We start from the raw sequence: 25,937 nt of genomic DNA on the forward strand, positions 1-25,937 counted from the left end.
TTGGGTTAGCGTATAATTTTCTCTTAATTAGCACTTACAATAAGTTACTAATGAGGAGGTTATCAATTTGGAAAAGCAACACGACGTTGACCATGCATTCTTTGGTCAACCAAAGGGATTGCAGTATCTAGCGGGAACTGAATTTTGGGAAAGATTTAGTTACTACGGGATGCGAGCCATCCTCTTGTACTACATGGTTTCTGCTGCGACCCACGGTGGGTTAGGCCTATCGCAAACCACGGGTTTATCCATCATGTCGATCTACGGGGCGCTGGTGTATCTAGCTTCCGTCTCGGGTGGTTACATTAGTGACCGACTGCTAGGCAGTCGGAAAACGGTTTTCTGGGGTGGAGTGCTCATTATGCTTGGGCACCTTGCTCTGGCGCTCCCAATTGGAATCGTTGGGCTGTTTGCTTCAATTGCCCTCATTACCACGGGAACTGGATTTTTAAAACCAAACATTTCTGATATGGTGGGGAATCTCTATTCAGAAACTGATTCACGGCGCGAAAGTGCCTTTACAATTTTCACCTTTGCCATTAACTTCGGAGCCTTTATTGCTCCGTTTGTGTGTGGTTGGGGAGCCAATTCGTTTAGCTACCACTTAGGCTTTTCGTTTGCCGCGGTAGGAATGTTAATTGGGTTAGTCTTTTACTACTACGGGGGAAAGAAGTACCTTGGCAACGATGGCTTGTTGCCAACTGATCCGATTCAACGGACGGAATTAAACCGGATTTTAACGTGGGTCGGATTGGGCTTTGGGGCATTTGTGATTGTTTTAATCGTAATGCACGGTTTGCACGCCCTAACTCTAGATAGTTTTGTGAGTGTTCTTAGTATCATTGCGCTGGTGACGCCGGTCGTATACTTCGTAGTGATGTTACGCAGCACCAAAATCACCAAGGTTGAACGCTCACGGGTGTGGGCCTACATCCCGCTCTTTATCGGGGCGTTAATCTTTTGGGCCATTGAAGAGTCCGGCTCAAGTATCTTAGCTAGTTTTGCCTTACAGCAAACGAACAATAACCTCGGATGGTTGAAAATTGACCCAAGTTGGTATCAATCGTTAAACCCACTCTTCATCATGCTGTACACGCCCTTGTTTGTCTGGTTATGGACCAAACTAGGGACCCGGCAACCTAGTACACCGAAGAAGTTTGCGTACGGTCTCTTCTTTGCCGGAGCTTCCTTCCTTTTCATGGTAATTCCGTTGCTTTTGTTTGGCACCCATGCCAAGATCAATCCTCTCTGGTTGGTCGGCAGTTGGGCCATCATCGAAATTGGGGAAATGTTAATTTCTCCGATTGGGTTATCAGTGACAACCCGGTTAGCACCGAAGGCCTTTGCCTCCCAAATGCTTAGTTTGTGGTTCCTAGCTGATGCCGCGGGGCAGGCCGTGAACTCGCAAATTGCGCGTTTCTATACTCCAGGAAACGAAATGGGATACTTTGCGGTTGTGGGAGCAGTAGCAGTCCTTGCAAGTATTATTCTGCTGTTCTTCGTAAAGCCCGTTGAAAAACTCATGGATGGAGTGCGATAATAATGACCAAAAAGTCCTAAATTTTTTAGGACTTTTTTTGTTTTTGTGCTTGACGCTGACCATGATTTTCGTTAATATAATATATGTTGATTGGGTGATGTGAGTCACCTAGACATGTCGGAGGGGTAGCGAAGTCTGGCTAAACGCGGCGGACTGTAAATCCGCTCCTTCGGGTTCGGTGGTTCGAATCCACTCCCCTCCATTTTATCATTGGGCTATAGCCAAGTGGTAAGGCACCAGGTTTTGATCCTGGCATGCGCTGGTTCGAACCCAGCTAGCCCAACTAATTGATACGACTGACTTGTTGTCAGTCGTATTTTTTTTAGAACCAGGAGGAATTATGGGACTTCCAGTGTACATGCAAATTCATGATGACCTTAAAGCACAGATTGAAAATGGGACGTGGCCGGTAGGGACCAGACTCCCCTCGGAACGGAAACTGGCTGAGCACTATCAGGTCAGTCGGATGACCCTACGGCAAGCCGTTGGGAGTTTGATTGAAGAAGGCTTGTTAAAACGGAAGGCGGGCTCTGGAACCTTTGTGACGAACCAAAAAATTCAAGAGCACATGTCAGGGATTTCCAGTTTTACGGAAACGATGCGCTCCCAGGGCAAGCAACCGCACAGTGAAACGCTCTCCTATCGGATTGTTGAACCCACCTTTAAGGAAGCAGAACAATTGGCATTAACCCCTACGGAACGGGTCCTGCGCATGGAACGGCTCCGTTATGGCGACGAGGAACCAATTTGTTTGGAAACCACGACGGTGGCTGCACACTGGGTGCGGGATATGAGTCAAGCGGAAGTCACTGAATCGCTTTACCAGGCTATTTCAGTGCGGTGGGGCTTAGTCCCGGTTAACGCCCAGCAATACATCTCAGCGATTTTAGCGCAACCGCAGACCGCTGAGCTACTGCAGATTCAACCGGGGTCCCCGATTTTAAAGTTAAAGCAGCTGTCCTACTTTGAAAACCAACAGCCGTTTGAATTTGTGGAAACGCAGTATGCGGCCGAACGGTTTGAATTTTATCTGAAACAGTAAAAAAGAAGTTAATTGTGAGTGTTTCGATTTTTTCTGGTGCGCGAAAAAAATGGTAAAATAGCGATATTGAGATTATTCACAATTTTGGGGAGGAACGGACATGACAATGGTTGATGCTTCCGACAACTTAACGCTGCATACTGATGATTACGAAATTAACATGATGGCAACTTACTTTGAAAAAGGAATGGCCAATCGGCACGCGGTGTTTGAGGTTTATTTCCGCAAAATGCCGTTTGCCAACGGGTATGCAGTCTTTGCCGGCCTCGCCCATTTAATTGATTATTTGCAAAATATTCACTTTACGGACGCTGACATTGATTATTTACGCGCTCGGGGTGATTATTCAGAGGCCTTTTTGGATTATTTAAAGCAGTTTCAATTTCACGGTACGTTGCGGTCAGCGCAAGAGGGCGATGTGGTGTTTAACAACGAGCCAATTGTTCAAGTCGAGGGGACGCTACCGGAGTGTCAATTGATTGAAACAGCACTGTTAAACATCGTTAACTACCAAACGTTGATTGCCACCAAGGCAGCTCGGATTCGGAGTGTTGCCGGGAGTGATCCGTTGCTGGAGTTTGGTAGTCGCCGGGCGCAAGAGGTTTCTGCCGCCATTTGGGGAACCCGAGCTGCCTACATTGGAGGTTTTGATGCGACGTCAAACGTGCTGGCCGGCCGCCAGTTTGGCTTGCCAATTTCTGGTACCCATGCTCACTCGCTGGTAGAATCGTTTGGGAATGATTACGATGCCTTTAAAGCCTATGCGGAAACTCACCATGACTGTGTCTTTTTAGTTGATACGTTTGATACCCTTAAAAGTGGGGTTCCAGCGGCGGTGCAGGTTGCCAAGGAAATGGGGGATCGCATCAATTTTCAGGGAGTCCGAATTGATTCGGGAGACATGGCCTACATCTCTAAAAAAGTACGGGAAATGCTTGACCAAGCGGGCTTTCCAACCGCTAAAATTTATGCTTCCAACGACCTGGATGAGCACACAATCAGTAGCTTGAAGATGCAACATGCCAAGATTGACATCTGGGGGATTGGAACCAAAGTGATCACAGCCTTTGATCAGCCGGCCTTAGGAGCAGTTTATAAACTAGTGTCCGTGGAAAATGAGCAGGGGAAAATGATTGATACCATCAAACTCTCTAATAACGCGGAGAAAGTTTCGACGCCCGGTAAAAAGCAGGTTTGGCGGATTACTGAACAACAAGACGGTAAATCTGAGGGGGACTACGTGGCCTTGGCAACAGAGGATCCTCGGCGTGAAACGGAACTCTACATGTTTCATCCCCAATATACGTATATCAATAAAACAATTACGGACTTTGTTGCCGAACCACTCCTGCAGGATATTTTCCGGGATGGAAAGTTGGTCTATCAGCAACCGAGCTTAGCCGAGATTAAAAACCACGCTAACCAGGTCAAAGAATCACTTTGGCCGGAATATAAGCGGATGTTAAATCCGCAGGAGTATCCGGTTGATCTGTCAACGGCGGCTTGGGAAAATAAGATGAACTTAATCAAGCAAATTCAACAGGGACAAGCAGCACGACTACAAACAAAAGCAGAGGGGAGAACCGAATAATGAATGCAGAACAGCGCCACAAGCAGGCCGAAATTATTGCGGCCTTGCGGGTTCAACCAACGATTGACCCGGCCACGGAAGTTCGCCGGAGCGTGGATTTTATGAAAGACTATCTCCGTCAGCACGACGGTTTACACACGTTGGTATTAGGGATTTCGGGGGGACAAGATTCCACTTTAGCCGGAAAGCTGAGTCAACAAGCAGTCCAAGAACTACGGCAGGAAACGGGAGATTCTAGCTATCAATTTATCGCGATGCGGCTGCCGTACGGAGAACAAGCAGATGAAGCCGATGCCATGGAGGCCATTGCCTTTATTGCCCCCGATCGAACCGAACGGGTTAACATTCAGGCGGCAACGGATGCGATGGTCAGTGCTGTGCAGGTCAATGCGGAAACGTTAACCGACTTTAACAAGGGCAACGTGAAGGCGCGCGAACGGATGATTGCCCAGTTTGCAATCGCGGGCGCCCACCAGGGAGTGGTGGTTGGAACCGACCATGCGGCCGAAGCCGTAACTGGCTTTTACACTAAGTTTGGCGATGGGGCCGCAGACATTACGCCCCTCTGGCGCCTGGATAAACGGCAGGGGAAAGCGTTACTAGCTTATCTAGGGGCTCCTGATAAACTTCTGGAGAAGACGCCGACGGCTGATCTAGAGGATGACCGGCCAGCGTTGCCAGATGAACAAGCCCTCGGGGTCACCTATCCAGAGATTGACGCCTTCTTGGAAGGCCAAGATGTTAGTGAACCTGCTGCTGCTGTGATTGAAGGCTGGTATGCTAAGACAGCGCACAAGCGCCACACTCCCATCACCGTGTATGATCAGTTTTGGAAAAAGTAAAAATTGGCCGTCTTACAAAAACTTCGTTAGGAATAGCGAAGTTTTTCATTTGCGCCCAAAAGGGGAATGATGATGGATCAAAAGTTAGTTAAACAAGTAGTGGCGACCTTCCCCGACCTGTCATTGCTCGCGGCGCAACGAACGTTACGGTTGTTGGAGCAGGGGAATACCGTGCCCTTTATTGCCCGTTATCGCAAGGAACAAACTGGCAACCTGAATGAGGTGCAAATCTGGCGCCTTCAGGATCGGTATCAACGCCAGGAGAAATTAGCGAAGCGTAGACAGGCAGTGGTAACTAAATTGACCGCGCAGGGACACCTGACAAAGCGGTTACGCCAGCAGTTAGACCAGGCAACCACCTTACAACAGTTGGAGGATTTGTACTTACCGTATAAGCCGAAACGCCGGACGAAGGCGGAAGTTGCCAAGGAACAGGGCCTGGCACCGTTAGCTGCTCAGTTGCTCCAGTTTACTGCCCAACCAGTTGCCACACTCGCCCGTCCCTTTGTCGATCCGACGAAGGGGGTTTTAGACTCGGACGCGGCCCTGGCCGGAGCGCAAGCCATCATTAGTCAAAGCGTTTCTGAACGGCCTTCCTTTCGGGAGTGGATCAGAACTTTTACGTGGCAGCAGGGCCAGCTGACGACGACCAAGAAAGCGACGGGAGTGCCGCAGGATGATCGGCAGGTGTATGCTAACTACTATGATTTTACGGAGGACTTGGCGAAAGTGCCAGCGTACCGGGTACTCGCGATTAACCGGGGCGAACGGGAAGCTTTGTTACGGGTCAAAATTACGGTTGTAGAGCACTCGATTCAAAACTACTTGCGGTTTCATGTTATTGGTCAGCAGACAGGCCCGAGTGTTCCCGTCGTTGAACAAGCGCTGACAGTGGCTTATCGGCGCTATCTGCGTCCGGCGCTCGAGCGTGAACTCCGCCAACGATTGACCAAACGGGCGCAAACCCATGCGATTCAAGTGTTTGGCAATAATTTGTACCACTTATTGATGCAACCCCCCCTTAAAGGGAAGGTGGTGATGGGATTTGATCCAGCCTACCGGACGGGCTGTAAGTTAGCAATTCTGGATCCCCAGGGGCGCTTGCTAGCCAAAGCAATTCTATTAGCGACGCCACCAGCGACCGCGGACCAACGCCAACAAGCAGCCGTAACGCTCCAACATTTACTTACGAAGTATCACGTCGCAGTAATTGCGATTGGAAACGGAACGGCCGCGCGGGAAGCTGAGCAATTTGTTGCGGAAGTTGTCGCCCAGTTACCCACGTCCGTTCACTACGTGATTGTGAATGAAGCCGGGGCTTCTGTTTATTCTGCGAGTGCGGTGGCCCGGGCCGAATTTCCAGAGCTCCCCGTGGAGGAGCGGTCGGCCATTAGCATTGGTCGTCGGCTCCAAGATCCCCTGGCCGAATTAATTAAAATTGATCCAAAGGCGGTTGGAGTCGGCCAGTATCAGCACGACCTGGCCGAAACCCAGCTGGATGAACAGCTGCAGCGCGTTGTGGAAACCGTGGTTAATCAAGTCGGGGTCAATGTGAATACGGCTAGTCCCCAGTTATTAGCCAGCATCTCCGGGTTAACGCCTGCGGTGGCGTACCAGATCGTGAGTTACCGCAACCAGCATGGAAAGTTTACGGAGCGCACCCAGTTACAACGGGTGCAGCGGTTAGGTCCGAAAGCTTTTGAACAAGCCGTGGGATTTTTACGTATTATAGGAGGTCACAACCCATTTGATAATACTGATTTACATCCCGAAAGTTATCCGCTAGCCAGCGCCATTTTGAACGCCCTCGGGATTGCTAAGGCAGATTTAACTACGCAAGCCAGTCAAACTTGCCTCGCCCAGGGCAATGTTTCCAAATTAGCCCACCAGCTTAACCAAACAGAGCCCCAGATTAGGACAGTTTTAGCTGGCTTGCAGCATCCCGGTCGGGATTTACGGGATCAGATGCCGGCGCCGTTACTTAGAGACACCGTCGTCAAGTTGACTGATTTACGGGTTGGAATGCAACTGCAGGGCACCGTTCGCAACGTGACCGACTTTGGGGCGTTTGTTGACATTGGGGTGAAACAAGATGGGTTAGTGCATATTTCGCACCTGAAAGCCGGCTTTGTGGCAGATCCAGCTAGCGTAGTTGCAATTGGTGACATTGTGACCGTGTGGGTCATTGGCGTGGATGAACAGCGGGGGCGAATTCAGTTATCGATGCTTGATCCACAAAAGGAGAGGTGATTTATGACAGACCAACAGCTCCAACACTTGGTAGAAGAGCTTTCACAACGCTTTTTTCACCAGCCGTTTCGCCATCAAGCCTACTTTAATCGTCGCTTACAAACGACCGGGGGCCGGTATCATTTACGTTCTCATAATATTGACATTAATCCAAAGATGGCCCAGGATCAGGAGGTTTTGGTGGGAGTGATTAAACACGAGTTGGTCCACTACCACTTGCACCAACAGGGGGCCTCTGGGAAGCACAATACGACCGCCTTTAAACAGTTATTGCAACGCGTGGGTGGGAGTCGCTATGCCCCCCGGTTATCACAAAACGCGCGGTATCTGTATCAGTGTACGCACTGTGGGCAAAAATATTATCGCCAACGCCGTTTAAACGTAAAGCGCTATGTTTGTAGTCAGTGCCGGCATCCGTTACGCCTAGTTAAGCAGGCTGATTCGTAAAAAGGACTTGCATCTCTGCTCAATTCTTGCTATGATTATTATTGTTAATTCGCGGCCATGGCGGAATTGGCAGACGCGCAAGATTAAGGATCTTGTCGGGAGTTTTCCCGGTGGAAGTTCGAATCTTCTTGGCCGCACTTAAAAAAGACGCTGGTGAATGTTAGATCACCAGCGTCTTTTTAGTTGGAAAAATGAAGTAAAAAAACAGGATAACCGTGAATTGGTTACCCTGCTTGACTTAGTTAGTCGGAAGTTCGTTGTTATCATTCACGGAATCGTGGTTAGTAAAGAAAGATCCGTCTTGACCGACTTCTTCGTTAGAATTAATTTTTTGTTGCGTTGGCGTTAATTCATCTTCAGGTGGTAAGTCAAGGGATTCTCGAATTTGATTAGAAACCTTCAGTAATTCTCGATCGGGAGCAACTTGGTAACTAATCCCATCAACCATCGCGTTATCACATTGCAAAGCCGTTTGCTTCAAATTCTTAGCCGCATCTCGATAGCTACCGGCAATCGTAATCATGTCATTGAAGGTTAAATCGGTTTGGAGGTTTCCCTTCAAACTGTTCAAAATTTCACCGTACCGCGAAACGTTTCCAATCGAGAGTCCCTTTTGGAGGACGGCGTTGAGAACTTGACGTTGTCGAATTTGGCGCCCGTAATCACCGAGAGGATCTTGATAGCGCATCCGGGTGTATTGTAAGGCGGTCTGGCCGTTCATGTGCTCGGTCTTGCCTTTTTTTACGCTAATTCCTTCGTAGTCAAAGGTGAGGTTCGGAGTGATGTCAACCCCGCCCACCGCGTTAACCATTTGCTTGATCCCTTTCATGTTGACAACGGCGTAGAAGTCCACGGGAACGTTGAACAGTTTGTGGACGACTTCTGTAGCGGAATCCGCTCCCCCGATGGTATAAGCCGCGTTAATCTTTTCATACGGCTGGGAGTCCCCGGGGACCACGACCTTGGTGTCTCTAGGGATACTCGTAAAGGTAGTTTTCTTGGTGTTGGGATTAACCGTGGCGAGAATCATGGAATCCGTCCGCCCCTTATCCGTCCGGCCTAACTCTCCAGTATCCGTTCCCATTAGTAACACCGTAAAGGGTTTTCGCTGTTTAATGATTTTCGAGACGTCGCGGGAGTTTTTGGCGCTCGAATACGTAGAGTCTAACGTTGATGACACCCGTTGGTATTGAAGAAAGGCGAACCCTAAAAGGAGAAGTGCGGCTCCGAGTAATCCCGCCATCCATTTCCACGCGCGCGGATGCCATTCTACTGCGTTTGGATCTGGTTGTGACCTCGATTTTGGTGGTTTTGGTGATTCGGATTGGTTCATAAAGTGGTTGCGACCAGTTCTTCCGGTTGGTTGTTGCTTTCCGTTGTTTTTCATGTTAACCCTCGTTTTTATATCAGTCTGATTAACATTATAAACTATTCACGGAAGGGCCGACGGATAATTAAATAATTTAAGGAATTTTTTACAATTAAATCGTTAATAGAGGTTTATGAGGGGTATGTTAAGATGGAAAGAAATCAGTTTTTACCGGGGAGGGGACTGCAGATGACCAAGTTAGTCTTGATTCGCCATGGCGAGAGTATTGCTAATCAACAACACGTTTTTACGGGGTGGAATGACGTGGCGTTAACGGAGCAGGGGCAACGGGAAGCGGTTGCAGCGGGAGCAAAACTCAACCGGTTACACCTTGCGTTTAGTGCGGTGCACACTTCCTATTTAAAACGGGCCATTCAATCGGCTAATATCGTGTTAGACGAATTAGATCAACTGTGGATTCCCCAGTATAAAACGTGGCGGCTAAACGAACGCCACTACGGAGCGTTACGGGGCCGGAAGAAGCCAGTGGTCCGAGCAAAAGTCGGGGAGGACCAATTTATGCAGTGGCGCCGGAGTTTTACTGCTGTGCCCCCACGGTTAGACCAAGTCATGCCCAAGCGGCGTTACGCCCGCATTGGGATCCGCGAACCACGGGCCGAGAGTCTCCAAATGGCTTACGAGCGTTTGTTACCATACTGGCAGGATCAGTTAGCACCGCGGCTGTTACAGCACCAAAATCAATTGGTAGTCGCACACGGTAGTTCACTGCGGGCCCTCATCAAATATCTCGAGCAACTGTCCGATGATGCAATTGATGGGGTAGAAGTGCCGAATGCTGAACCGATTATTTACACCTTTGATGAGCACCTGCACATGCAGCAGAAACAAATTTTGGCATAAAAAAACACGGCCCTGCAATTTGCAGGGCCGTGCTTTTTTAAAATAACGACCTAGGCTAGAGTTCCCATTGGATCCCATGGAGCAAGGACCGTTGGTGCTTGGGCTTGTTCTTGCCGTTCTTGATCAGTCAGGTATTGCTTGTTGATGACAACTTGGTAAACAAATTCACTGAACCAGGCGTCACTCATGACGAAGTATCCCTTGGTTCCGACCTTGGGGCCCCAACTATTTTCGACCTTCCACTTGGTTGGTTGACCGTCCACAAGGTCAACTCCGGTGAGCACCATGGCGTGATCCATGACGCTTTCTCCGTAATCTAGTCGTTCGGCCTTACTCATGCTCATGTCAGTTTGCATCAGTTCAGCCACGTGGTACAGGTTCGGATCCATCAAACCGTTTTTCCGGTCACTTGCTTGACCGACATCACTTCCAAACCAAACCGTTTCGCCGGCTTGGAGTTGTTTAATCGTGAGTTCCTTTAAGCGTTCGATTGGGAGGTTATAGTGTTTGATTGGTTGTCCACCAACCACGTTCCCCAGCATTTCCACCGTGTAAGTTTCGTGAAATGGTTTATCGTCCGTGGGGGAGTTGATGATGGAGACGTAGTCATCGAGGTTGATGTTTACGTATTTTTGGAAGAAGGTCAGGGGAGTGAGGTGTTGTTCAATGTGATAGTGATTATCAGCATCGCGATACTCAAAGGTAAAGTCAGTTACTGGCTTACCAAAGGCGTACACCAACATCCGGTAAACTTCGTTTAACATGTCATCTTTTTTTGCGTTAATAATTTCGGCACTTTGCCCAGCCTGAACCAACTTGCGCAAGGCGATGGCATCGTGACGAAGTTGGGTGTTTAAAGCAGCGTTAAGTTCACTGGAATTATCACTGCTAGCGGTTTCGGCCATCGCGGCCTTGGGAACCACCCCATACTTGGCAATCAGCGCGGCAATCATATCCCACTGCCCCCCGTCTTGTTGGGGTGTTTGGAGTAGAAAGTTGACCTTCCGATCCGTCAATGGTTGGTTCGCTGTCTGTAAAACGTTATTTAGGAAGTAATTAGCTTTTTCAAACTTATCCCAAAAGAAGAGATAAACCTGGGAAAGTTCAAAGTCCTTCGGAACGTTAAAGTTGCCTTCGACCTTCGATCGGAGCGTGTTGAGAGCGGCGAACAGCCAGCAGCGGCCACTGCGTTTTTGGTCTGAAACGGTTTGATTAGAAACATCCACAGAAAAGATTGGATCCAACTGGTCGTTTGCTTCGTAATCGGCGGCGGATGCAAGGATGCCGTTGTGGGTTACAGCCCGGCGTAAGACCTCTGCAGCGGGGTGGTGGTTTAAGTTGTTTTGATATCGTTCAATGTTTTGTGGTTCAATTGCTTTGTCCATTGTGTAACCTCCATTATTTAATTGCGATTAGTATAACTCATTTGCAAGCATTAGCGGACGTTAATGACCTCCGGACCTTGTTCGTGTTGCACAATAATGGTGTTGACCATGTCCAAGAAGAGGCCGTGTTCAATGATCCCAACCAGGGGATTTAGTTGGTTAGCTAACCGAATGGGGTCGGTGAGGGGATCTAGATATAAATCAATAATATAGTTGTTAGAATCAGTGGTTACAAATTCACCCGCCGGATTTTTGCGGAGGCGGGGCTGAAGCTCCATCTGTGCTAAGCGTCGTTCGAGTTGCTTACTGCCGTAGGGAATGACCTCGACGGGCACCGGATAGTTAAAGGCCGGGACCATTTTGCTTTCGTCAACGATCCACATGTTTTTGGTTGAGTTGGTGGCAACAATCTTTTCCATTAAATGGGAAGCGCCCCCACCCTTAATCCCTTGGTACTGGGCGTCAATTTGATCTGCGCCGTCAATCGTGAGGTCGATGTGATCAACTTCATCAACGGTTTTTAACGGAATTCCTAGTTGTGCCGCGTGTTTACGGGTGGCGTAGGAAGTTGGTACGCCAATAATGTTTAACCCGGTTTGAACTCGTTTACCAAGGGCTTCGACCATGTACCACATGGTGGAGCCGCTTCCGATGCCGATGACCATTCCATCTTCAATGTATTGGACCGCTTCTTGGCCAACTTGTGCTTTTTGGTGTTTAATTGCTTCGCTATCCATTGACTGTCCCCTTAATCAACCATATAATTTACAATTCAGTCTTTAATTTTCCATTGCTTTTTTACATTTGTCAAGTAATGTTGAAATGCGCTAAAGACTGTTAGAATGGTAGTATCCAATTATGAAAAGGTGAGGAGTTTTGTCAATGAAACGAGGGTTTGAAGTTATCACCAGCGCAGCCCAAGCCGGCTTAAAATTACCGCAACGCGCTACCAAGCAAGCGGCCGGGTATGACCTGGCTAGTTCCCAAACGGTCGTGTTACCGTCCGTGTGGAAATTGGGGTTATTGCGGGCGCTCAAGCTGATTCGAAAGGGACGACAGCTAACCACGGCGGAGCGTGCGGCAGCAAGCACGGACCTACAGCCTTACCTGGTTCCGACTGGAATAAAGGCGTATATGCAACCAAACGAAGTGCTAATCATTGCCAACCGGTCCAGTAATCCGTTGAAACGGAACCTGATTCTTCCAAACGGAATTGGAGTGATTGATGCGGACTACTATAATAATGCTAACAACGAAGGTGAAATCTTCGTGCAACTAATCAACTGGGGGATTTGCGACCGAACGATTCACAAGGGCGATCGGATTGCCCAGGGAATTTTCATGCCCTACTTACTGGCTGACCAGGAGGCCACACCAACGGCCACGAGAACCGGGGGCTTTGGTTCGTCGGGGTATTAGAAAGGAAACAAGTTATGAGTAAAACCATCACTCAATTTGTGTGTGCAAACTGTGGTTACATTTCTCCTAGTTACTTAGGTCGTTGTCCTAACTGTGGGGAGTGGAATACGTTTACAGAAGAAACAAAGTCCAAATCCGACTCGACTAGTGGAGCAAAGACGCGGGTTTCTCTGCACGGCAACCGGGTGACTCCACAACTGATCACCGAGGTGGATGCCCAGGATGCGCCTCGCTATCAGATTCAATCCGCAGAACTAAACCGGGTCCTTGGGGGTGGAATCGTGCCCGGCTCCCTTGTCTTAATTGGGGGCGATCCCGGCATTGGAAAGTCGACCTTACTCCTGCAAGTGTCTGGCCAGTTAGCAATGCTGGGAAAACGGGTGTTGTACGTGACTGGGGAAGAAAGTGCGGACCAGGTGAAAATGCGGTCCGATCGCTTGCATATCACCACGAACGAGCGGGTGTATGTCTTTCCAGAAACCGACATGACGGCGGTCCGGGATGCCATTGCTGATTTAAAGCCAGACGTTGTCATCGTGGATTCGGTCCAAACCATGCAGGAGGGCGACGTTGACTCGGCGATTGGGTCGGTCTCACAGGTTCGGGGGGTCACCACTGACTTGATGGGGATTGCGAAGACCAATAACATCACCGTCTTTATCGTGGGGCACGTCACCAAGGGGGGCGCGCTTGCGGGGCCGAAAACCTTGGAACACATGGTGGACACGGTGCTGTATTTTGAGGGCGATAAGCACCATTCCTACCGTCTGTTACGGGCGGTTAAGAACCGGTTTGGATCGACTAACGAACTCGGGATTTTTGAAATGGCCGATCAGGGACTGCAGGAGGTTCAAAATCCCTCAGAAATTTTTCTGGAGGAACGCTTGCAAAATGCGACCGGTTCGGCCATTGTGGTGGCTATGGAAGGAACCCGGCCCATTTTGGTTGAACTCCAGGCCCTCATCACGCCGTCGGTCTTTGGAAATGCCCAACGGACGGCGACGGGCGTGGATCGCAACCGGGTGTCGTTGATCATGGCCGTGTTAGAAAAACGGGCCGGGTTACTACTCCAAAATCAGGATGCCTACGTTAAGGCCGCGGGTGGCGTGAAGTTAAATGAACCCGCGCTTGACCTAGCCATGGCCGTCAGCATTGCTTCCAGTTATGAAAATATCAGTACGAACCCACGTGAGTGTTACGTCGGTGAACTGGGGTTGACCGGAGAAGTTCGCCGGGTTGACCGGATCGAACAACGGATTCGAGAAGCCGCCAAACTGGGTTTTGTTCGGATTTTGGTGCCGAAGCATAGCTTGGAAGGACTCACCGTGCCGATCGGAATTGAAGTGGTCGGCGTTACCACCCTCAAAGAGGCGTTACAGCTCGCGCTTCCCAAGTAACCGGGGTGAGCGTGGGTTTATTTTTGACGCCATAAATTGTAAACTATGGATAAAACTATATATAGAAAAGAGAGAATAACATTGGCTAACGATAAGATTCGGGTTCGCTACGCACCAAGCCCAACGGGGCACTTACACATTGGAAACGCACGAACTGCAATTTTCAACTATTTATTTGCTCGGCATTATAAAGGTAAATTCATCATTCGAATTGAAGATACCGATACGAAACGAAACGTGCAAGACGGCGAGAAAAGCCAGTTAGAGAACTTAAAGTGGCTCGGAATTGACTGGGATGAAGGTCCAGATTTAGGGGGCGACTATGGTCCCTACCGCCAATCAGAACGAAAGGCAACCTACGATCCGTTAATTCAGCAATTGTTGGATGAAGGCAAAGCCTACTATTCCTACAAAACAGAGGAAGAACTCGAAGCAGAACGGGAAGAACAGCGGGCACGGGGGGTAATGCCTCACTATGAATATGAATACGCGGGGATGACGCCAAAAGAACGGCAAGCAGCGATGGACGCAGCCGAAGCCAAGGGCTTAAAACCGGTGATTCGGTTCCGGGTTCCGAAACACCAAACCTACGAATGGGATGACATGGTGAAGGGGCACGTTTCCTTTGACTCAGATACCATCGGGGGCGACTTTGTTATCGTAAAACGGGACGGAATGCCGACCTATAACTTTGCGGTTGTGGCTGATGATCACAACATGGCCATTAGTCACATTTTCCGTGGTGATGACCACGTTGCTAACACCCCCAAACAACTAATGATTTACGAAGCCTTCGGTTGGGAGGCACCCAAGTTCGGTCACATGAGCTTGATTATTAGTGCCGACACGGGCAAAAAACTCAGTAAGCGGGACGAAACGGTGCTGCAGTTCATTGAACAGTACCGGAACCTGGGGTACCTTCCGGAGGCCCTGTTCAACTTTATCGTGCTCCTTGGTTGGTCGCCGGTCGGAGAAGACGAGATTTATTCTGAAAAGCAGTTCATCAAGATGTACGATGAAAAGCGGTTGAGTAAGTCACCCGCCACCTTTGATAACAAAAAGTTGGAATGGATTAATAACCGCTACGTGAAGGACAGTGACGAAGACGTTGTGGTTGATTTGGCCCTCCAACAACTGATTAAGGCCGGGAACCTGCCAGATAATCCGGACGCCAAAACGATTGAATGGGCGCGGAAGTTGATTGACGTGTATCGGCGGCAAATGAGCTACATGGCCCAGATTAATGAGATGGCCGCGGTTTTCTTTACGGAACCAGACCAGGTCGACGGCGAAGCGCTTGCCGAGTTAAACAATGACACTGCTCCGGTGGTTCTACGCGAATTTGCGGCGAAGTTACGGGACCTACCCCTCTTTGACAAGGTTGCTATTTTGCGGACCATCAAGGAAGTGCAAAAGGAAACGGGGATTAAGGGGCGGAAACTCTGGATGCCGATTCGCATTGCCGTTACCCACGAGATGGAAGGACCAGAACTACCCGAATCAATCGAATTGATTGGCCGCACCAAAGCCCTGCAACATGTGGACCAAACCCTGACCCAACTCGATGCAAACTAAAATATTTTTTCTCCAATTGGTCTAGTTCACGCTAGGCCTTTTGTTGTGTCAGCAGAACGGATGATTATGGTATGATTGAGACTAAACAAACGAAAAGGGGTCTCCACGATGAAATTACAAGTCTACAATTCACTGCATAACCAGCTCGAAACTTTTACCCCCTTAGAACCGGGAAAAGTGAAGATGTATGTCTGTGGACCGACCGTTTACAACTATATCCACATTGGAAATGCGCGGAGTGTGGTCGCATTTGATACCATTCGGCGTTATTTAGAATACCTAGGGTACGAGGTGACCTATGTGTCCAACTTTACGGACGTGGATGACAAGCTGATTAAAGCGGCTCAGGCCGAGCACGTAACGGTTTTGGAACTAGCCGATCGCTACATTCAAGCGTACTACGAAGACACGCAGGCTTTAAACGTGCAACCAGCAACGGTGCACCCCCGCGCGACGGATAATATCGCGGAGATCATTGCATTTGTCCAGGATTTAATTGAAAAGGGGGATGCCTATCAAGTCGAGGGGGACGTTTACTACCGAGCTCGTCGGTTTGCTAGTTACGGGGAACTCGGACATGAGGATCTTGATACCCTAGAACACGGCGCAAGTGAACACGTGGCGAGTGCCGAACTGGCCAAAAAGGAGGACCCGATTGACTTTGCCCTCTGGAAAGCGGCTAAGCCCGGAGAAATTGCGTGGGACTCACCGTGGGGAGCAGGCCGGCCTGGTTGGCACATTGAGTGTTCCGTGATGGCCACCAAGTATCTCGGCAACACGATTGACATTCATGGCGGAGGCATCGACCTCGAATTTCCTCACCACGAAAACGAACGGGCCCAAAGTGAGGCCAAAACGGGTCAAACCTTTGTTAGGTATTGGTTGCATAACGGCTTTGTGACCGTGGGAGCAGCGGATGAAAAAATGAGTAAGTCGCAGGGAAACTTTGTGACCGTGCATGAGTTATTGAAAACCGTTGATCCACAAGTCCTCCGGTTATTAATGGCAACCACGCAGTACCGGCGGCCCATCCGGTTTAGTGAAGCGGGGCTTGCTGAAGCTCAGACCAATCTGAAAAAGCTCCAAACCGCTTACCAAAACCTAAGTTATCGGTTACAAGATGCAGAACCCGGGAGTGATTTTAAGCTGGAACAAGAGGTCCGGCAGGTGCAAGCGGACTTTCAAGATGCGATGAACTCAGATTTCAACGTTCAAAATGGGATTGCCAGTGTGTATGAGCTTGCGAAGTTGAGCAACGTGTATGCCCAACGACCGGTCGTCTTTCAAGCCACGTTAACCCTAATGCAGCAACGGCTAGCGGGGTTAGCTGCCATTTTTGGGATTAAGCTCGCCACTGAAGAACTGGCCGATGCGGACGTGGAAGCGCTGATTGCGGAACGGGAACAAGCCCGAGCTGATAAGGATTTTGCCCGCAGTGATGCCATTAGAGACCAGCTCCGCGAACAGGGGATTGTGTTAGAAGATACTCCCCAGGGAACGCGGTTTAGAAGGGAAAGTTAGAATTAATGAAGGATGCGGAACACAACGTGGACGTGCGCCAGTTAAACGGAATTACATTAGCCTACATGGGAGATGCCATCTACGAAGTTGGCATTCGACGGCACTTGATTGAAGCGGGACTAACTAAGCCTAACCGGTTACAACACCGGGCAACTCGGTACGTTTCTGCCAAGGCGCAAGCGGGGTTAATTGCGTTAATGGAAGCTGAAGACTGCTTAACTAGTGAAGAATGGGATTTTTATAAGCGTGGTAGAAACGCCAAGAGTTATACCCATGCTAAAAACACCAGCGTGATTACCTACCGGGTGTCCACGGGGTTTGAAGCCCTCTTTGGGTTTTTGGCTTTAACCGAACAAACAGCGCGAATTACTGAGCTAACCCAGTGGTGTATTACACAAGTTGAGGCGGGGAGAGTACGATATGCCAAGTAAGCAAACAAGTGATTTTATTATTGGACGCCATCCAGCCGTGGCGGCCCTGCGGAATCCAGCCCAAACGATTAACAAGGTTTTTTTACAGACGGGAATTAACCGTAACGATCAGACGATCCAAACCATCGTGCGGCTAGCGAAGGGGCGCCAGTTGGTACTGGCAAATGCCCCAAAGGCCAAGTTGGATTTAATGGCAGAGCATCAGAATCACCAGGGGGTCGTGGTGGCGTGTGCGGCCTTTCAGTACGCTAGTATTGATGATTTGTTTGCCAATGCCGACCAACATGAGGAACCACCGTTTTTAGTGATGCTCGATAACGTAGCTGATCCGCATAACTTGGGGTCGATTTTACGAACCGCGGATGCTGCCGGCGTCCACGGGGTCATCATCCCCAAACGACGCTCGGTCGGTTTAACGGCTACGGTGGCGAAAACTGCGGCCGGGGCAATGGAGCGGGTGCCCGTCGCCCGGGTCACGAACCTGGTTAACACGGTTCGGGAATTAAAGGACCGCGGGATGTGGGTGTTTGGCACTGAGATGCACGGCACCGATTACCGGCGTTGGGATGCCCGGGGACCCGTGACCCTTGTCATCGGAAGTGAAGGCAAGGGGATTGCGCCGTTGTTAAAGCAGAATATGGATGAGTTACTAACCATCCCGATGATTGGAGAAATTCAAAGCTTAAATGCCTCTGTAGCGGCAGGGTTGTTAATGTATCAAGGATTTAACTCGCGCCATCCGCTTCAATAATGGCGCTGGCCGGGGAGAAAAAGATGAAAAAAGAACTGCTGATTGTGGATGGTTACAACGTGATTGGCGACTGGCCCGAATTAAATCAGCTCCAACGCAAGGATCAGTTGGCCGAAGCGCGGGATCAACTGCTATGGGATCTTTCTGAGTACCAAAAGTACAGTGGTAAAGAAGTGATCGTGGTGTTTGATGCCATGTACGTGCCGGGGAACGCCCGGACGGTCCAGGTCCGCAACGTTCAGGTCGTTTGGACCAGTAAAAACGAGACGGCGGATTCGTACATTGAAGCCCTGGCAACGCGGGAACAATCGTTGTTTACCCAGGTTGAAGTGGCGACTAGTGATCATGCGGAGCAGTGGACGATTTTTAGTGCCGGTGCGTTACGAATTTCGGCCCGAGAACTACTCCGTGAGGTTCGCCGGTCAAAAGTTGAAATCAAACAGGAAACCAAAACTTATCACGATCAGGCCCTGGGGAATCGGATCAACTTTAATGAAACTGAGGCCCAAAAATTACGGGATTTATATCGACGCTTAAATCAGGATTAGTGGTTTTTCACTAATCCTGATTTATTTTTCACTAAAAAATGAGTGGCTTTTCACTACCCAGAGATTGGTCTAGGCGGATGGCCGTGGCTTGGAACAATCGTTCGCTTGTCGGGTGGAGTTTGCTTTTGTAATTTAAGAGCAACCCAAAACAAGGAGTGCGATGAGAATGGGATCTAAGTTAAGTTATCAGTTTGATAGTGCAACGTTACAAGCAGCTAAAACGAATGAGGAACACTTTGTCCGGTTATTTCACCAGTTTGCCCCGGTTTACCTAAAGTTGTGGCATGATTTTTACCTCCGGGATATGGATTTAAATGATTGGAGTCAAGAAGCCGCGTTGGTGTTCATTAGGACCCTGCACCGGTATGACCTCACCAAACGAGTGACCTTTGGCTCCTTTTATAAAACCAACTTGCGCAATCATTTGTTTGATTTGTTACGCAAAAAGAATGCGCAAAAACGAATTCCAGAGCGCTTGCAAGCCTCGTTTAGCGCGTGTCCCGATTACTATGCCGAGACCATTCAAGACGAAGCGGTGCCGAATCCCCTAAAGTGTTGTGAACTGACGGAACGGTTGCAGCAGATGGGTGCAACTTGTTCGGCATTTGAACGGCAAGTCTTAAGTGCTTCACTCCGTCAACAAACGGTTACCCAGATTGCTCGGCGCTTTAGTGTTGATGAACAACAGGTTCATAATGCCCTCGTCCGGTGTAAACGGAAGTACCACCAACTGAAAAATTGACGAAACCGCATTTTGGTGCTACAGTAGGGACTTGATGGGAGGAGTCGGTAATGACCCAAACTCGAGTTGCGTTAGCATGCTCTGTGTGTGGCGCCCGCAACTACCAGGTGGCGGGGGGAAAGTTGTCACACCGTTTAAGCTTAAAGAAATATTGTCGGCATTGTGGAAAGCAAACCTTGCACCAAGTAACCCGCTAGGAGAAGATTACATGAAGCGATTATGGAACTTTTTAAAGAGTGTTTTTGTTGAATTAAAACTGATTACGTGGCCCAATGCCCACCAAACCCGGGTGGATACTACCACGGTAATTGGGACGACCCTGTTCTTTACCGTTTTTCTCGGTTTAATTGACTGGGCGTTAGAAACCATTTTACTGAATGCTGGTTAAGCTGGCTTGACTGGTAAATATTTGGTATAGTTTAAGATGAAAAACTTCGTGGGTACGAGGTTTTTTTATTTTGCTGTCTTGCACCGCGGGACGCGCGCATTAGTCAGACTGTAGTAGGAATGAATTAAAGGAGAGATTACGATGGTAGAATCGGTCGAAAAACAGTGGTATGTATTGCACACATACTCCGGATACGAAAATAAAGTGAAGGAAAACTTGGAGTCACGGCGCGATTCCATGGGCATGCAGGATTACATTTTTGACGTGGTGGTTCCCGAAACGGAGACCCACGAAGTGAAAAATGGGAAAGAAAAGGTCGTAATGGATAAAACGTTCCCCGGATACGTTTTGGTCCAAATGGTAATGACCGATCGGGCTTGGTACGTGGTTAGAAATACCCCTGGGGTAACTGGATTTATTGGGTCACACGGGCAGGGTTCCAAGCCCAATCCACTCTTACCAGAAGAAGTGGATCGGGTAATGGCGAGCCTCGGGATGCAAGCAACGGTGCAACCACTCGATAGCCAGGTTGGGGATACGGTGACGATTGTCGAAGGGGCCTTTAAGGGCTTATCTGGCAAGATCACGAGTATTGATAACGAAAAGGGCAAGTTGAAAGTTAACATTGACATGTTCGGACGAGAAACTAGTACCGAATTAGACTTTCACCAGGTTAAACCCCTGACGCTGGAATAACCACCTTGTTAATCAATCGAGGGTATGTTAAACTAATCTAGTGTATTTATGCATAATCAACGTGGGAGAAGAATTCCATTCTTCAGTGACCACACACGGACTTAAGGAGGTATGTCTCGTGGCTAAAAAAGTAGCTGATATCGTCAAGTTACAAATTGCAGCGGGTAAAGCAACACCTGCTCCTCCAGTTGGACCTGCATTGGGTCAAGCTGGGGTAAACATCATGGAATTTACAAAGGATTTCAACGCTCGGACTGCTGATCAAGCAGGAATGTTGATTCCAGTTGTAATTACGGTGTACGAAGATCATTCATTTGAATTCGTTACTAAGACACCACCTGCCGCAGTGCTCTTAAAGAAAGCTGCTGGCGTGGAATCCGGTTCTGGTGAACCTAACACGAAGAAGGTTGCTAGCGTAACCAAGGATCAAGTGAAGGAAATTGCCGAAACCAAAATGCAAGATCTAAACGCTGCTGATGTTGATGCAGCAATGCGTATGATTGAAGGTACTGCACGTAGTATGGGCTTCACCGTTGAAGGCTAAGTACCACTATTACGTTGTTAGTCGCTACGTTATCAAAAGATAACGTGTGAGCGTGGGAGGAGATTCTTTCCGTCATCACCACATTTGCAAGGAGGAAATGACATGGCTCGAACAAGAGGAAAAAAATACAGAGCAGCTGCAGAACAAATCGATAAGAGTAAGGCTTACTCCGTCGCTGAAGCAGTGCAACTCGTACAAAAATTAGATACTGCCAACTTTGATGATTCAATCGAAGCAGTAATCAAATTAAACGTTGATACTAAACAAGCTGACCAACAATTACGGGGAGCCGTTGTGCTACCTAACGGAACTGGTAAGGACCAAAAAGTGATTGTGTTTGCAAAGGGTGACAAGGCTAAAGAAGCTGAAGCAGCCGGCGCGGACGTGGTTGGTGACGATGACTTAGCCCAAAGAATCATGGACGGATGGTTAGACTTTGATGTTGCCGTTTCAACTCCTGACATGATGGCTCAAGTTGGTCGGTTAGGACGGGTCTTAGGACCCAAAGGTTTAATGCCAAACCCGAAAACGGGGACGGTAACCATGGACGTAACTAAGGCCGTTAGTGATGCTAAAGCCGGGAAGGTAACTTACCGGACGGACCGGGACGGAAACATTGCCGTTGCGATCGGAAAAGCATCATTTGCTCCAGAAAAGTTAGTTGAAAACTTTAAGACGGTGCAAGATGTCTTGGTTAAGAACCGACCTTCCTCAGTGAAGGGAACTTACATTCAAAACATTTCTGTGTCATCGACGTTTGGCCCAGGAGTGAAGGTTGCTCCTGAATCATTCTAGGGGCACTAGGTAACTAAAAAATCCCAGATTGACGAACCGTACTGGTTATGGTAAATTGTTAATTGAATATGAATCGCCTAAGACTCAGGTGACCACAAGGTCTTAATTACCGCCTGCCGAGGAGTATAAGTTTAACGACTTTTCCTTATGTTTTGGCGAGCATAGGGATTTTTTATTAGGTCCCAATCAAAAACGGGAGGTGAAATTATGCCAAAGAAAGAAGTTATTGACGCAAAAGCAAAGAAGGTTACCGAAGTTGCTGACGACTTTAAGGAAGCTGTTTCTGCAATCGTGGTTAACTCACGTGGGTTAACGGTTGCTCAAGATACAGAATTACGAAAAGAGTTACGTGACAACGGCGTTAAATTAATGGTAATCAAGAACAAGATTTTGGAACGGGCTGCTGATGAAAGTGGTCACGCTGATTTAAAGGAAATCTTTAACGGACCAAGTGCCGTTGCTTTCTCACACGAGGATCCAATTGCCCCGGCTAAGATTTTGAAGAATTTTGCTGAAGAACATGACGCCCTTGAAATTAAGGGTGGAATCATCGAAGGTGAAGTTGCTTCCCTTGATAAGATTAACGAATTTGCTACGTTACCAAGTCGCGAAGAATTGCTTGCAACCCTTGCAAGTATGTTACAAGCCCCAATCCGGAACGTTGCTTACGCTGTTAAAGCAGTTGCTGACAGTAAAGCAGACGACGATGACGCTGCATAATAAACTACTATTGTCCTATTAGGAGGAATAAAAAATGGCTTTTGATAAAGATGCAATTATTTCACAATTAAAAGATGCTTCCATTTCTGACTTAAACGATTTGGTAAAAGCAATCGAAGAAGAATTTGATGTTTCCGCTGCTGCTCCAGTTGCCGCTGCCGGTGGTGCTGCTGGTGGTGACGGTGCTGCTAAGTCAACCTTTGATGTTGAATTAACTTCTGGTGGTGCTGGTAAGATTAAAGTTATCAAGGAACTTAAGACCATCACTGGACTTGGTTTGAAAGAATCAAAGGCCATGGTTGATGACGCTCCATCAATCGTTAAAGAAGGTCTTTCAGAAGACGAAGCTAACGATATTAAAGAAAAACTTGAAGCTCAAGGTGCTACGGTTACCCTTAAGTAGGCTCAGTCTTCGTAGGCAAGGATGTGTGTTTTTCACACATCCTTTTTTACTAGGAATGTTTTGACTGAGTGCAACCTCAGGCGACCAGCATGTTTTGGAGGAAACCTGTGAAAAATTTTATTAAACGAGGATCAGCTTGGTTTAACCGGTATGCAACGATCATTAAGATTGTGTTTCTGTTGGTCATGATTGCATTTGTAATCTACGAAGGCCACAGTATTCTGCAAGAAATTAATGGAAAGCAGATGCGGGCGAGTTTAGCCTCCCAATCACCGACCCAACTCTTGATTTTAACCGCGTTAGGCCTGCTAGCTGTGACGCCGATGTTAACGTATGACTTTACCATGGTAGAATTTTTACCGGGGAAGTTTAAAACCAGTTACATCATTAAAAGTGGCTGGATTACCAACACCTTTACGAACATTGCCGGCTTTGGGGGGTTTTTAGGAGCAAGCTTACGGGCGAGTTTTTACAGTGAACACGCCACGAAAAAACAAGTGTTGTATGCCATTTCCAAGATTGCGCTCTTTTTACTGGCAGGGCTGTCAACGTATTGTTTGGTGGCGTTAGTTTTAGTCTTTGGCTTTGGAATCGGAAAGCAGGATCACGGCTACTGGCCGTTCCTACTGGGATGTGGAATTTACTTCCCGGTGGTCTTTATGATTACCCGGCTCAACAATTCGGAATTCTTTGCTGATTTAACGATTAAACGCGAAATTAAGTTAATCGTCGGCTCCTGCCTCGAATGGGGGAGTTGTGCCGCCTTATTCATCATTATCGGGATGTTTCTACACTTGCACATTGACTTTGCGAGTGTGTTTCCGCTGTTCATCGCAGCCAATGTGATTGGGGTCATTTCGATGTTACCCGGCGGGTTAGGAACCTTTGATGTAACTATGATTGGTGGGCTAGGAATGTTGGGAGTTTCACCGACTCTAGCGACCGTCTGGGTCCTACTGTACCGGGTCTTTTACTACTTTATTCCGTTTGGTATCGGGGTGCTTCTTTTTGCCCAGGAACTTCTGCACCGGCTTAATCGCTTTTTGGATGATATTCCGGCCAACATCGTGCAGCGTTCCTCCCAGTTAGTCGTGACCTTCTTCATGTATTTCTCTGGGATCATGATGATCTTGTTGGCCACGGTGCCAAACGTGGTGCTCGTGAATCCGTTGTACCTATCGTTAGCGCCGTTTACGCTCTACTTTTTGGGTCAACTCTCCAACGTGATTGTTGGGTGTCTCCTGATTGGACTCGCCCGTGGCGTGGGTTCGCGGGTGAAAAAGGCCTTCTGGCCAACGGTTATTTTACTGGTGTTTGCAATCGGAAACACCCTGTGGAAGGAAGACTTTCCGATCCCCCTGGCGCTGTTTCTCTGCTTCATTCTGCTGTGTCTCTGGTTGGCACGCAAGGGTTTGTACCGGAAGCGCTTAACCTATTCGTGGGGAGCACTGATTACGGATGCGGGCTTGTTTGTGGGCGCATTTGTTGTGTACTGTCTGGTCGGCTACATCGTCGGCAATCATCATCACCGCTTCCAGATGACCAATGCTTACCTGCTGCCCTCCCAACAAATGTGGGTGGTTGGTCTGATTGGGTTCGTGATTGCAATCTGTATCCTGTATGGCTTGTATCGCTTTTTAACCTACGCAAACCTGGCCTGGTTGGAACAACCCTTTGATGGGCAACGGATTAAGCACTTAATTAACCAGTATGGTGGCAATGAAGTTAGTCACTTAGCCTTTTTACGGGATAAAAAGATTTATTTTTATACGGAACAGGGCGAAGACCAAATGGTGTTTATGTACAAGCAAAAGGCCAATAAATTGATCATCATGGGGGCTCCGTTTGGGAATCAGGCGAAGTTAGATGCGGCGATTGATCAGTTCATGTTAGACGCTGATAATGCTGATTTAACCCTGGTTTTCTATGAAGTTGGCGAATCCCTAACGATGTTGCTACATGATAAAGGGTTTGACTTCATCAAGGCTGGGGAAGAAGGGCAGGTCGACCTGCTGAACTTCACACTGGCCGGGAAACGGCATCGTGGCGAACGGGCGTTGATGCATAAGTTTGAGCGCGATGGCTACCGGTTTGAAATTTTGCAACCGCCGTTTAGTGACCAACTCTTAGATCAATTAAAGGCAATCTCCGATGAGTGGCTGAACGGTCGGGAAGAAAAAGGTTTTTCACTCGGCTTCTTTGATAGGTACTACCTGAACCAGGCGCCCATTGCAGTCTTTCGTGATCATAATCAAAAAATTGTGGCCTTTGCGAACATCATGCCGACCGGAGACTATAAGATGACCTCGATTGATCTGATGCGGTCGAGTAATGACGCTCCGTCCGGGGTGATGGATGGGATTTTCATTAACCTCTTCCAGTATTCCAAGGAGGAAGGCTATCAATGGTTTAACCTTGGAATGGCACCGTTAGCGAACGTTGGTAATTCTCGGTTTAGTTTTATTAATGAAAAAATTGCACATTTAATCTATGAATACGGTGATTCCTTCTACAGTTTTCAAGGCTTGCGCTCTTACAAGCAAAAGTACGTGGATAAGTGGGAATCGAAATACTTTGTTTACCGGAAGAATAATTCCTTGGTCTTTACCATGCTGCAACTCTTAGCAGTCGTAAATGCCCGACCAAAACAAAGTTAATCAAAAAGCATGATGGGGTGTAT

Annotated in this window: 26 protein-coding genes, 3 tRNA genes and 1 other annotated feature; of the genes, 26 read left to right on the top strand and 3 right to left on the bottom strand. The window is 48.3% G+C overall.

Features of this window, described 5'->3' with window-relative positions; genetic code table 11:
- Nucleotides 1-67: 67 nt before the first annotated feature.
- From M8332_RS01520 to M8332_RS01560, 9 genes are all read left to right on the top strand, one after another.
- Entirely contained in the window at nt 68-1,540 is a 1,473-nt protein-coding gene (locus tag M8332_RS01520) for a peptide MFS transporter (RefSeq protein ID WP_435370796.1), read from the top strand.
- 119 nt (nt 1,541-1,659) lie between these two features.
- Nucleotides 1,660-1,742, top strand: a tRNA-Tyr gene (locus tag M8332_RS01525).
- A 9-nt stretch (nt 1,743-1,751) separates the two neighbouring features.
- Nucleotides 1,752-1,823 (top strand) — tRNA-Gln (locus M8332_RS01530).
- Nucleotides 1,824-1,880: 57 nt separating this feature from the next.
- Nucleotides 1,881-2,582 (top strand): GntR family transcriptional regulator, encoded by a 702-nt coding sequence (locus M8332_RS01535; protein WP_252780424.1) that lies wholly within the window; start codon nt 1,881-1,883, stop codon nt 2,580-2,582.
- Between the two features lie 100 nt (nt 2,583-2,682).
- Nucleotides 2,683-4,173 (top strand): nicotinate phosphoribosyltransferase, encoded by a 1,491-nt coding sequence (locus M8332_RS01540; RefSeq protein WP_252780426.1) that lies wholly within the window; start codon nt 2,683-2,685, stop codon nt 4,171-4,173.
- Nucleotides 4,173-5,015 carry an NAD(+) synthase gene (gene nadE, locus M8332_RS01545; RefSeq protein ID WP_252780428.1) on the top strand — a complete coding sequence of 281 codons (843 nt, stop codon included), beginning with the start codon at nt 4,173-4,175 and terminating at the stop codon, nt 5,013-5,015. Before M8332_RS01540 ends, nadE begins: the two co-directional genes overlap by 1 nt.
- 72 nt (nt 5,016-5,087) lie before the next feature.
- Entirely contained in the window at nt 5,088-7,265 is a 2,178-nt protein-coding gene (locus tag M8332_RS01550) for a helix-hairpin-helix domain-containing protein (protein ID WP_435370800.1), read from the top strand.
- A 3-nt stretch (nt 7,266-7,268) separates the two neighbouring features.
- Complete coding sequence (locus M8332_RS01555) at nt 7,269-7,712, top strand: SprT family protein (protein WP_252780431.1); 444 nt, start codon at nt 7,269-7,271, stop codon at nt 7,710-7,712.
- 51 nt (nt 7,713-7,763) lie between these two features.
- Nucleotides 7,764-7,849: transfer RNA gene (locus M8332_RS01560), tRNA-Leu, on the top strand.
- Between the two features lie 101 nt (nt 7,850-7,950).
- Here the strand turns inward: M8332_RS01560 and M8332_RS01565 are convergent.
- A complete protein-coding gene (locus M8332_RS01565) occupies nt 7,951-9,099 on the bottom strand; it encodes an LCP family protein (RefSeq protein ID WP_252780432.1) in 1,149 nt (382 codons plus the stop codon).
- Between the two features lie 171 nt (nt 9,100-9,270).
- Between M8332_RS01565 and M8332_RS01570 the strand changes: the two genes are divergently transcribed.
- Nucleotides 9,271-9,942 carry a 2,3-bisphosphoglycerate-dependent phosphoglycerate mutase gene (locus M8332_RS01570; RefSeq protein WP_252780775.1) on the top strand — a complete coding sequence of 224 codons (672 nt, stop codon included), beginning with the start codon at nt 9,271-9,273 and terminating at the stop codon, nt 9,940-9,942.
- A 50-nt stretch (nt 9,943-9,992) separates the two neighbouring features.
- Here the strand turns inward: M8332_RS01570 and M8332_RS01575 are convergent, their stop codons facing one another.
- Both M8332_RS01575 and rpiA read right to left on the bottom strand, forming a co-directional pair.
- A complete protein-coding gene (locus M8332_RS01575; protein ID WP_252780433.1) occupies nt 9,993-11,327 on the bottom strand; it encodes a C1 family peptidase in 1,335 nt (444 codons plus the stop codon).
- A gap of 50 nt (nt 11,328-11,377) precedes the next feature.
- A complete protein-coding gene (gene rpiA, locus M8332_RS01580; protein ID WP_252780434.1) occupies nt 11,378-12,064 on the bottom strand; it encodes a ribose-5-phosphate isomerase RpiA in 687 nt (228 codons plus the stop codon).
- A 145-nt stretch (nt 12,065-12,209) separates the two neighbouring features.
- Here rpiA and M8332_RS01585 point away from each other — a divergent pair, with 145 nt between their 5' ends.
- The 16 genes from M8332_RS01585 to mprF all read left to right on the top strand — a co-directional run bounded on the left by M8332_RS01585 (nt 12,210) and on the right by mprF (nt 25,914).
- Complete coding sequence (locus M8332_RS01585; protein ID WP_252780435.1) at nt 12,210-12,746, top strand: dCTP deaminase/dUTPase family protein; 537 nt, start codon at nt 12,210-12,212, stop codon at nt 12,744-12,746.
- Nucleotides 12,747-12,760: 14 nt separating this feature from the next.
- Nucleotides 12,761-14,143, top strand: a complete 1,383-nt coding sequence (radA, locus tag M8332_RS01590; protein ID WP_252780436.1) for a DNA repair protein RadA — start codon at nt 12,761-12,763, stop codon at nt 14,141-14,143.
- 81 nt (nt 14,144-14,224) lie between these two features.
- Nucleotides 14,225-15,718, top strand: a complete 1,494-nt coding sequence (gene gltX / locus M8332_RS01595; protein ID WP_252780437.1) for a glutamate--tRNA ligase — start codon at nt 14,225-14,227, stop codon at nt 15,716-15,718.
- A 108-nt stretch (nt 15,719-15,826) separates the two neighbouring features.
- Nucleotides 15,827-17,239, top strand: a complete 1,413-nt coding sequence (gene cysS, locus M8332_RS01600) for a cysteine--tRNA ligase (RefSeq protein WP_252780438.1) — start codon at nt 15,827-15,829, stop codon at nt 17,237-17,239.
- Nucleotides 17,240-17,244: 5 nt separating this feature from the next.
- A complete protein-coding gene (locus tag M8332_RS01605) occupies nt 17,245-17,670 on the top strand; it encodes a Mini-ribonuclease 3 (RefSeq protein ID WP_252780439.1) in 426 nt (141 codons plus the stop codon).
- Nucleotides 17,660-18,421 carry a 23S rRNA (guanosine(2251)-2'-O)-methyltransferase RlmB gene (gene rlmB, locus M8332_RS01610; protein ID WP_252780440.1) on the top strand — a complete coding sequence of 254 codons (762 nt, stop codon included), beginning with the start codon at nt 17,660-17,662 and terminating at the stop codon, nt 18,419-18,421. The genes M8332_RS01605 and rlmB overlap by 11 nt, the downstream gene beginning before the upstream one ends.
- A gap of 23 nt (nt 18,422-18,444) precedes the next feature.
- Nucleotides 18,445-18,969, top strand: coding sequence for a YacP-like NYN domain-containing protein (locus M8332_RS01615; RefSeq protein WP_252780441.1), 525 nt, complete (start codon nt 18,445-18,447; stop codon nt 18,967-18,969).
- A gap of 166 nt (nt 18,970-19,135) precedes the next feature.
- Entirely contained in the window at nt 19,136-19,711 is a 576-nt protein-coding gene (locus M8332_RS01620; protein ID WP_252780442.1) for a sigma-70 family RNA polymerase sigma factor, read from the top strand.
- A gap of 50 nt (nt 19,712-19,761) precedes the next feature.
- Nucleotides 19,762-19,908: a 50S ribosomal protein L33 gene (rpmG, locus tag M8332_RS01625; protein ID WP_252780444.1), complete on the top strand. Its 147-nt coding sequence runs from the start codon at nt 19,762-19,764 to the stop codon at nt 19,906-19,908.
- A gap of 11 nt (nt 19,909-19,919) precedes the next feature.
- Entirely contained in the window at nt 19,920-20,099 is a 180-nt protein-coding gene (gene secE / locus M8332_RS01630) for a preprotein translocase subunit SecE (RefSeq protein WP_252780445.1), read from the top strand.
- Nucleotides 20,100-20,240: 141 nt separating this feature from the next.
- Nucleotides 20,241-20,795 (top strand): transcription termination/antitermination protein NusG, encoded by a 555-nt coding sequence (gene nusG / locus M8332_RS01635; RefSeq protein WP_252749817.1) that lies wholly within the window; start codon nt 20,241-20,243, stop codon nt 20,793-20,795.
- 118 nt (nt 20,796-20,913) lie between these two features.
- The gene (gene rplK, locus M8332_RS01640; RefSeq protein ID WP_252749818.1) at nt 20,914-21,339 is read left to right on the top strand and encodes a 50S ribosomal protein L11; all 426 of its coding nucleotides are present in this window, start codon (nt 20,914-20,916) and stop codon (nt 21,337-21,339) included.
- A 102-nt stretch (nt 21,340-21,441) separates the two neighbouring features.
- On the top strand, nt 21,442-22,134 hold the full coding sequence (gene rplA / locus M8332_RS01645) for a 50S ribosomal protein L1 (RefSeq protein WP_252780447.1): 693 nt from the start codon (nt 21,442-21,444) through the stop codon (nt 22,132-22,134).
- 58 nt (nt 22,135-22,192) lie between these two features.
- Nucleotides 22,193-22,317: a sequence feature (ribosomal protein L10 leader region), on the top strand.
- A gap of 24 nt (nt 22,318-22,341) precedes the next feature.
- Nucleotides 22,342-22,854, top strand: coding sequence for a 50S ribosomal protein L10 (gene rplJ, locus M8332_RS01650; RefSeq protein ID WP_252749820.1), 513 nt, complete (start codon nt 22,342-22,344; stop codon nt 22,852-22,854).
- A 34-nt stretch (nt 22,855-22,888) separates the two neighbouring features.
- On the top strand, nt 22,889-23,257 hold the full coding sequence (rplL, locus tag M8332_RS01655; RefSeq protein ID WP_252780448.1) for a 50S ribosomal protein L7/L12: 369 nt from the start codon (nt 22,889-22,891) through the stop codon (nt 23,255-23,257).
- A gap of 107 nt (nt 23,258-23,364) precedes the next feature.
- Nucleotides 23,365-25,914 carry a bifunctional lysylphosphatidylglycerol flippase/synthetase MprF gene (gene mprF / locus M8332_RS01660; RefSeq protein WP_252780449.1) on the top strand — a complete coding sequence of 850 codons (2,550 nt, stop codon included), beginning with the start codon at nt 23,365-23,367 and terminating at the stop codon, nt 25,912-25,914.
- Nucleotides 25,915-25,937: the final 23 nt, after the last annotated feature.

Origin of the sequence: Fructilactobacillus ixorae, from assembly GCF_024029915.1 — a bacterium.
GTDB lineage: Bacteria > Bacillota > Bacilli > Lactobacillales > Lactobacillaceae > Fructilactobacillus > Fructilactobacillus ixorae.

Coding starts and splice junctions, on each gene's coding strand:
- secE (WP_252780445.1), top strand. CDS start 19,920: ATGAAGCGATTATGGAACTTTTTAAAGAGTGTTTTTGTTGAATTAAAA.
- M8332_RS01550 (WP_435370800.1), top strand. CDS start 5,088: ATGGATCAAAAGTTAGTTAAACAAGTAGTGGCGACCTTCCCCGACCTG.
- nadE (WP_252780428.1), top strand. CDS start 4,173: ATGAATGCAGAACAGCGCCACAAGCAGGCCGAAATTATTGCGGCCTTG.
- M8332_RS01620 (WP_252780442.1), top strand. CDS start 19,136: ATGGGATCTAAGTTAAGTTATCAGTTTGATAGTGCAACGTTACAAGCA.
- M8332_RS01535 (WP_252780424.1), top strand. CDS start 1,881: ATGGGACTTCCAGTGTACATGCAAATTCATGATGACCTTAAAGCACAG.
- radA (WP_252780436.1), top strand. CDS start 12,761: ATGAGTAAAACCATCACTCAATTTGTGTGTGCAAACTGTGGTTACATT.
- M8332_RS01565 (WP_252780432.1), bottom strand. CDS start 9,099: ATGAAAAACAACGGAAAGCAACAACCAACCGGAAGAACTGGTCGCAAC.
- rpmG (WP_252780444.1), top strand. CDS start 19,762: ATGACCCAAACTCGAGTTGCGTTAGCATGCTCTGTGTGTGGCGCCCGC.
- M8332_RS01570 (WP_252780775.1), top strand. CDS start 9,271: ATGACCAAGTTAGTCTTGATTCGCCATGGCGAGAGTATTGCTAATCAA.
- M8332_RS01575 (WP_252780433.1), bottom strand. CDS start 11,327: ATGGACAAAGCAATTGAACCACAAAACATTGAACGATATCAAAACAAC.
- rlmB (WP_252780440.1), top strand. CDS start 17,660: ATGCCAAGTAAGCAAACAAGTGATTTTATTATTGGACGCCATCCAGCC.
- rplA (WP_252780447.1), top strand. CDS start 21,442: ATGGCTCGAACAAGAGGAAAAAAATACAGAGCAGCTGCAGAACAAATC.
- rplJ (WP_252749820.1), top strand. CDS start 22,342: ATGCCAAAGAAAGAAGTTATTGACGCAAAAGCAAAGAAGGTTACCGAA.
- M8332_RS01555 (WP_252780431.1), top strand. CDS start 7,269: ATGACAGACCAACAGCTCCAACACTTGGTAGAAGAGCTTTCACAACGC.
- M8332_RS01615 (WP_252780441.1), top strand. CDS start 18,445: ATGAAAAAAGAACTGCTGATTGTGGATGGTTACAACGTGATTGGCGAC.
- M8332_RS01605 (WP_252780439.1), top strand. CDS start 17,245: ATGAAGGATGCGGAACACAACGTGGACGTGCGCCAGTTAAACGGAATT.
- nusG (WP_252749817.1), top strand. CDS start 20,241: ATGGTAGAATCGGTCGAAAAACAGTGGTATGTATTGCACACATACTCC.
- rpiA (WP_252780434.1), bottom strand. CDS start 12,064: ATGGATAGCGAAGCAATTAAACACCAAAAAGCACAAGTTGGCCAAGAA.
- rplL (WP_252780448.1), top strand. CDS start 22,889: ATGGCTTTTGATAAAGATGCAATTATTTCACAATTAAAAGATGCTTCC.
- M8332_RS01585 (WP_252780435.1), top strand. CDS start 12,210: ATGAAACGAGGGTTTGAAGTTATCACCAGCGCAGCCCAAGCCGGCTTA.
- M8332_RS01540 (WP_252780426.1), top strand. CDS start 2,683: ATGACAATGGTTGATGCTTCCGACAACTTAACGCTGCATACTGATGAT.
- cysS (WP_252780438.1), top strand. CDS start 15,827: ATGAAATTACAAGTCTACAATTCACTGCATAACCAGCTCGAAACTTTT.